Consider the following 7,322-nt stretch of genomic DNA (forward strand, 5'->3'; position numbering starts at 1 on the left):
CTTTGGGGTAAATGGGAGTACTCAGGCGGCGACGCCGGCTTGCTGGCGTTCGGCATGGCGGCCGATCAGGCTGACGATGCGCCGCGCCGAATCGGCGGCGCTGTTCTGCCAGATGCCGACGCCGCCGTGGGCCAGGGCGTCGCTGGCCAGGTAGGTGCGGCCCTGGGGCTGGTTGAGGATCTGGTAGGCGTGCTCTTCCACCTCGTCGTTGACGATCCACGGGCCTTTGCTGAAGGGCACCTTGGACCAGTTGATCGCCACCGGTTTGTGCAGCTTGGCGCTGTGCCCGGGGTGCAGCAGTTCGACCGCCTGGCGCGAGGAGGCGAACTGCTCGGCCAGGGGTTTCTCGCAGAAGGCCTGGGCGGTCTCGGCGATGTTGTAGGCGGCGACCAGGATGCCCTGGGCGCTGTTCAGGCGGTCGCTGGGGTACCACAGGCCCTTGACCTCATGGTCCAGGTACGACAGTCCGCCATAGATGTTGAAGTCGGTTTCCCAGAAGCGCGGCGACTGCCAGGCCACCTTGTTCGCCTGGTCGCTCTGGGCGCTGAGGATCGCCTGCTTGAACGGCGCGCTGAAGTTGTTCGGCAGCCGGGCCAGCAGCGGCAGGGGCACGGTGACGATGGCGTAGTCGGCGCTCAGGGTCTGGGTCTTGCCGCTCTGGCGGTCCTTGTAGGTGATGCGGCTGCCTTGCTCCGACGTCTGGATATCGCTGACCTCGGCGTGGAAGCGCACCGCGTCCTTGAGCTGCTCGTAGAACGCCAGGGGAATGCGGTCCATGCCGCCCACCGGCTGGAACATGGTGGTGGAGAACTCGGGGATCTCGTCGAACACCAGCGCGCCCCAGAGCTTGGGGTTGAGCAGGGTCTGCAGCGACAGCGGGTCGCGGGTGATGCCGGTCTGGTCCCCCGCGCCAGGGATGCGGGTGTAGCCCGAGCGCACCGAGCCCTTGTATTTCAGGTCGGCGTTGAGGTCGCCGTAGACCTTGAGGAAATTCAGCAGGGCCTGGCGGTCGTCGGCGCTCAGGTCCTGGTCCAGGGCCTGGCGCTTGACGGTGCGCGCCAACAGTTCGGAGAGCTGGCCGCGGGTGTCGTTGACCGCCTGGCGCAGCTGGAAGGCCGGCTGCCGGGCGTCCGGCAGGGCCAGGGCGTTGCGGCTGCTGTTGACCAGCACTTGCAGCTCGACCCCCAGCTCGCGGCAGTAGCCGAGCAGCGTCTGGTGATGGCTGGGAATGCGCGCCGGGCCGGCATTGAAGAACTGCCCGTCGTCGAAGTCCACGGTCTGGCTGATGCCATTGTCGAAGTCCACCTTGCTGCCCCGGCGCAGGGTCCAGTTGCGCCCGCCGACCCGCTCCCGGGCTTCGAGAATGGTCACGGTGAAGCCGGCCTTGCGCAGCTCGTAGGCGCTGACCAGCCCGGAAATGCCGGCGCCGACCACCACCACATGCTTGCCTGTGCCGCTGCTGCCCAGTTGCAGCGGGTCGAAGCTCGCGGCCACAGCCTTGGGCGTCAGCCCCAGGGCGTCGAGGGCGCCGACGGCGGCGGAATAACCGCCAACGGCGGCGATACGGGAAATCAGTTGCCTGCGGGTGAAAGCCATGATGTTGCTCCTTGGCATGCTTGGGGTGGGGGTCAGAGGTCGTAGCGCACGGACAGCAAAATCGTTCGCGGGTCGTTGACCGCGTAGTAGCGGGCGCCGCTGGCGGGCACGTAGCCGACCGATTGCGGGTAGGCGCGGTCCAGCAGGTTTTTCACCGCCAGGGTGGTGGTCCAGTGGCCGTCGCCGGAGAGGTAGCGGGTGTTGGCGTTCCAGAAGGTCTGCTGCGGGACTTGCTGGATGTCGTCGTTCAGGGCGTTGGCGTAGGACTTGGTCTGGAACTGCGCATCGGTGCCGACCAGCCAGGTGCCGGGCAGGCCGGCGGGAATCGTGTAGTTGAGGCCGACGCTGGTGTTCCAGCGCGGCGAGAACACCAGCTGCTTGCCGTTGGCGTCGACCCCGGCGCCGCTGGCGTTTTCGAAGTCGTCGTACTGGCTGTGCAGGTAGCCGAGGTTGAAGGTCAGTTGCAGGTCGGGGGTCAGGGCGCTGAGGGTTTCCAGCTCGACGCCGTAGGTGTGCGCCTGGCCGACGTTGGTGCGCAGGCTGACCCCCAGCACCGGGTCGTAGGCGTTGGTCTGCAGGTCCTTGTAGTCGTTGTAGAACAGCGCGAGGTTGGCCCGCAGGCGGCGGTCGAGGAAGTCGCCCTTGAACCCGGTTTCCCAGGTGGTCACGTTTTCCGGGGAGAACGCCTGCTCGGCGGCGGCCCGGGTCGGCGCGCGGTTGTCGTAGCCACCGGCCTTGAAGCCCTTGGCCACGTAGGCGTACTGGTTCAGGTGCGGGGTCCAGGCGTATTCGAAGCCGAGTTTGGGGCTGGTGGACTGCCAGGACTTGCTGGAGTCGGCGCTGAAGTTGGTGCCGGTAACCTGCCGGTCCGTGGTGATCGCGTAGTTGGTGTAGGCGAAGTTCTTGTGCTCGCGGGTAAAGCGCAGCCCGGCGATCAGCGCCAGTTGCGGCGTGAGCCGGTAGCTGCCCTGGCCATAGAGCGCGTAGCTCTCGGTGTTGGTGGTGCTGTACTGGCCCTGGCCGATCACCCGGTTGCGCGCCACCGAGTAGGTGAGGTTGTCGCGGTCGGCGTCGAAGGTTTCGCGGTACAGGTACAGGCCGGTGCTGAAGCTGAACCGGTCGTAGTCGCCGTTGAGCTGCAGTTCCTGGGTGGCGTAGTCCTGTTTGTAGGTAATCAGGTTGTTCTGGATCAGCGCCGCCTGGCCGGAGTTGTCGTAGTCCACGGGCTGGTCGAAGGCCGAGTAGGCGGTCACCGACTTGAGGCTCAGGTGCTCGTCGATGGCGTAGATCGCCCGCAGCACCGCGCTGCCCTGGTCGAGGCGGTTCTTCGGGTCGAGGCTGCTGTAGCTCTTGAACTTGTCGAAGCGGCCGTTGGCATCGAAGGGCGTGTAGCTGGTGGTGTCGCCACGGTCGAAGGTGCCGGCCAGGGTCAGCTGCACATCCCAGGGCGAGTCGTCCGGCTTGTAGCGCAGCTTGCCGCGGTAGGACTGGAGGTCGATGTTGTTCACGTCCTGGCCGCGGGTCGGGTTGGACACGGTGCCGTCGCGGCTCAGGCGGATCGCCGAGAAGCTGCCGAACAGGGCGTGGTCCACCAGCGGGCCGCTGATCAGCAGGCGGCCGTTGCGTGCGTCGTAGTCGCCGGCGCCGAGTTCGAAGAAACCCCGGGTTTCCTGGGTCGGGTCGCGGGTGATCACGCGGATCGCCCCGGCGCTGCTGTTGCGCCCGTAGAGCGTGCCCTGGGGCCCGCGCAGGACCTCGACGCGCTCGACGTCGTTGAAGTCGAGCATCGAGGAAATGGCCCGGGGGATGTACAGGTCGTCGGCGTAGACCGCCACGGCCGCTTCCTGGATCGGGTCGGTTTCGCCGATGCCGCGGATGCCATAGGTCTGGGCGCTGTAGGAGATCGACTGGCGGCTGAGGCTGAGGTTCGGCACCTGGCCCGCGAGGTCGCGGATGCTCTTGATCTGCTTGTCTTCCAGGGCCTTTTCGTCGAAGGCGGAAATCGCCAGGGGCGCTTTCTGCAGGTCCTCGGCATGGTGTTCGGCGGTGACGGTGACCGTGGGCAGGGCGCCGCTGGCGGCGCGCTCCTGGGCGCGCTCTTCGGCGCTCTCTTCGGCATGCTCTTGGGCATAGACCGGCAAGCCGGCCAGGCTCAGCGAAACCCCGGCGCCGAGGGCGACGGCCAGGGTCAGGCGGTGTGCGGTGAAGTGGTGCATGGTGAACCCCCAATGTGTAGCAGCGGCGTTGGCGTCGTTATGTTTTTTCGGGCCGAGCGCGACCGGGCCATGGGGGCGAAGCCATGGTGGCTGGGGCTCGGGGCCGGTTTTCAGGTTCGGGTGGGGCAAGTGACCGTGGGGTGGTGTCGGCCGGAAAAAATGCAGTTCCGTGGGCCTCCACCTGGTCGGGTGGTCGGGGCTGGATGTAACAGTATTTGTATAAATACGCCGTGTAAAAGTCCGATTGGTTATATGTTAATTATAAAAATATGTAATTTAATATCTGTGATAAATGCGTATTTCTGATGTTTTGCTGGTGGATTCAAAAACGCAATCGCGGGCAAGCCTCGCTCCTACAGGTTGCGTGAGACCTGTAGGAGCGGAGCTTGCCCGCGATTGGCGGTAGTACGGCTGGCGCTACTTAATAGCCGCGCTGAAGATCCGCCGGATTCTCCAGGGGCTGGCCGGCGAGAAAGCGTTCCAGGTTGCCCAGGAAGCTGTCGGCCAGTTCATGGTGCAGGGTGGTGGAGACCGCCGAGGTATGGGGCGACAGGCGCACCCTGGGGTGGCGGTACAGCGGGTGGCCGTCCGGCAGCGGTTCGGGCTCGGTGACATCCAGCGACGCCAGGCCGATCTGCCCGCTGTCCAGGGCTTCCAGTAGCGCGCTGTGATCCAGCAGGCCGCCCCGGGCGATATTGATCAGGTGCAGGCCGGGCTTGGCGCTGGCCAGCACGCTACGGTCGACGATATGCCGGGTGGCCTCGGTCAGGGGCGCCGCCAGCACCAGATGGTCGCTGCGGCCGAACAGCTCATGGAGGTCCCGCGCCGCCTCGACCCCCTCCACCTCGAACGGCGCCTGGCTCTGGCGCAGGGCGAGCACGTTCAGGCCCAGGGCCCGGGCCTTGCGCGCCAGGCTGCGGCCGATCGCGCCGAAGCCGAGGATCCCCAGGGTGCTGCCCTTGACCGGCCGCAACGCGGTGAACTGCCATTGCGCGTCATGCACCCAGATCTCGGGGAGGGACTTGGCCGCGGCGAAGATCGCCGCCAGGGCGAACTCGGCGATGTTCTCCGCGGCGCTGCCCCGGGAGGTGCTCACCGGCGGGCCGTCGAACAGCCAGCGCGGGTAGAAGTCGATGCCGGACGAGGTCACCTGCACCCATTGCAGGCCATAGGGCCAGCCCGGGGGCGGGGTGTCCGGCGCCACATAGCCGCGCACGTTGATCGGCCGCGCCAGGAGCACGTTGGCGTCGGCCGGCAGGTCGCTGGGCACGCCGGCCGGGACTTCCAGCACCCGGGCTCCGGGATGGGTATGGGCGAGGCGCTGGCGGATCACGTCGTTGTAGTCGGCGTCCAGCTGGCTGGCGATAACGAGCGGGCTCATGGCTTGTCCTTGGGCTGGCGTTGGGCGAATGCGGCTTTGCCGACGCCTTGCAGCACGGCGTCGTTCTGCGGGGTATGCACGCGGCTGCAGAGCACGTCGCGGTAATGCCGCTGCAACGGGTTGTGGCGCGACAGGCCGGGGTTGCCGGACGCCTCGATGGCCAGCTCGACCGCGCGAATCGCGTTGTCGGTCACCAGGTACTTCAGCTGCGCGGCGTGGCTGGCGTGGGTGCGGCCGTCGGCGGCGGCATCCAGCAGGCTGCGGTTGGCGAACAGCAGGGTGTCGATCTGGCCGACGGTTTCCTGGAAGCGCGGCAGGGTCGAGAGGGCCGCGCCAAGGTTGGACGGCTTGCGCTGTTCCAGCCAACCCACCAGCCAGTCTCGGGCGGCCTGGGCGACGCCGTCGTAGACCGCCGCCAGCAGCACCGCCATCCACAGCAAGCCCTCGCCGTCCAGTTCCGGTTGCGGCGCGCTCCAGGGGCTGACGCTGACGGCGTGGTCCAGGGGCACCAGCACGTTGTCGAACTGCACTTCGTGGCTGCAGGTGGCGCGCATGCCCAGGTGGTCCCAGTCCTCGACGATGCGGATGCCGGGGCTGTCCTTGGGCACCAGCCAGGCGCCGACGAGCGGGTCCTCGTCGGTGCTGCGGGCCCAGACGCTGAACCAGCTCAGGCCGTGGCTGCCGGTGGAGTAGATCTTGCGCCCGCTGATGCGCCAGCCGGCGGCGGTGCGCCGGGCCACGGTCGCCGGCAGGCCGCCCCGGGCCGGGGTGCCGAGGTCCGGTTCGACCCGGAGGGCGTTGATCAGCGCGCCGTCGCGCACCGCGTCCCGGGCCACCCGCAGGCGCAGGGCCTCGGGCCAGTTCCGGTTGTCCTGCAGGCGCGCGTGTTGCAGGTACTGCATCACCAGGATCAGCGCCGTGGACGGTTCGCCCTTGGCAACCGCGGCGATCACCTGGCGCGCCTGGGCCAGGCTGGCGCCGCCACCGCCCAGGGCCTTGGGCACCGTCAGGGCCAGCAGGCCGTGCTGGTGCAGCAGGTTGAAATTGTCCTGGGGAAAGGCGCCGCTCTCGTCATAGTGCCGGGCGGTGGCCGCCAGTTGCTGGCTCAGGCGTTCGAGCAGGGCGTCGAACGTGGCCGCTTCGACCGATTGCAGCAAGGGTGGGTGTTGCGAAGTCAGGCTCATGGTGGGGGCTCTCGATCGATAGGGGCTGGGCAGCGGCTCATGACGGCAGCAGCTGGAAACTTCTGTCCCACAAGGGGCTGACGTCGAGCCGTTCGCTGAGCACGCCGGCGTCGAAGAACAGGTCGGCGACCTCCTGCTGGGAGGCGATGGCCTGGTCGTTCACGGCGACGATCTTCGAGGGCTGGCTGCGGCTGTGGTACATGTCGAGGAACACCGCCTTGTCCACACCCAGCAGCTGCGCCGACTTGGCCGCCCAGGGCTCGGGGTTGTCGTTGATCCAGTCCAGGGTGCGCGCCTGGCGCTGGAGGTAGTCCTGGATCGCCTGCCGGCGCAGCGGCTCGTCGAGAGCCGCCGGGCGGGCGGCGATCAGGTAGTTGCCGGACAGGTAGCCCAGGGCGGTCTTCAGCACTCGGGCGCCGCTGCGGAATTTCGCCAGCTGGATAAACACGCCATAGATCACCCAGGCATCCAGCTGGCCGCTCTGGAAGGCGCTGAAACCGTCCTGCGGGGTCAGCGCCACGGCGGTGATGTCGTTCAGGGTCAGGCCCTGTTCCTTCAGGGCCTTGATCAGGAAGTAGTGCGAGGTGGTGGAGCGCACGTAGCCGACCCGCTTGCCGCGCAACTGGCCGACCGACTCGACTGGCGAGTCCTTGGGGATCAGGAACACCTGATTGTTCACGTCGCCCTGCAGCACCGCGATCAGGCGTGGCTGGCGGTGGCTCTGGATCGAGAAGATCGGCGGGATCTCGCTCATGGAGCCGACGTCCAGGCTGCCCGAGGCCAGCGCCTCGACGATCAGGTTGCCGCCGGCGAATTCCGCGTATTCGACCTTGTAGGGCGTGTTCGCGGTGCCGGCGTCGTCGACGAAGTAGGAGTCCTGGCCGCGGTAGGTGGCGACCCCCAGGGTCAGGTCGGCCAGGTTGTCGCCCTGGGCGAAGGCGCGCG

At 67.5% G+C, this 7,322-nt stretch carries 5 protein-coding genes; all 5 read right to left on the bottom strand.

The genetic code is table 11. The features are described 5' to 3' along the window. Positions 1-21 precede the first annotated feature (21 nt). Entirely contained in the window at positions 22-1,596 is a 1,575-nt protein-coding gene (locus ACQKQA_RS13160; RefSeq protein WP_427557775.1) for a flavin monoamine oxidase family protein, read from the bottom strand. 32 nt (positions 1,597-1,628) lie between these two features. Further along, positions 1,629-3,812, bottom strand: coding sequence for a TonB-dependent receptor (locus ACQKQA_RS13165; protein ID WP_427557776.1), 2,184 nt, complete (start codon positions 3,810-3,812; stop codon positions 1,629-1,631). A 421-nt stretch (positions 3,813-4,233) separates the two neighbouring features. Further along, the gene (locus ACQKQA_RS13170; RefSeq protein ID WP_427557779.1) at positions 4,234-5,193 is read right to left on the bottom strand and encodes a D-isomer specific 2-hydroxyacid dehydrogenase family protein; all 960 of its coding nucleotides are present in this window, start codon (positions 5,191-5,193) and stop codon (positions 4,234-4,236) included. Then, positions 5,190-6,377, bottom strand: coding sequence for an acyl-CoA dehydrogenase family protein (locus ACQKQA_RS13175; RefSeq protein ID WP_427557782.1), 1,188 nt, complete (start codon positions 6,375-6,377; stop codon positions 5,190-5,192). The genes ACQKQA_RS13170 and ACQKQA_RS13175 overlap by 4 nt, the downstream gene beginning before the upstream one ends. Before the next feature lie 37 nt (positions 6,378-6,414). After that, the coding region (locus ACQKQA_RS13180) for an ABC transporter substrate-binding protein (RefSeq protein WP_427557784.1) at positions 6,415-7,322 on the bottom strand (908 nt) is incomplete at its 5' end.

This window comes from Pseudomonas sp. NPDC089530, from assembly GCF_050280705.1.
Lineage (GTDB): Bacteria > Pseudomonadota > Gammaproteobacteria > Pseudomonadales > Pseudomonadaceae > Aquipseudomonas.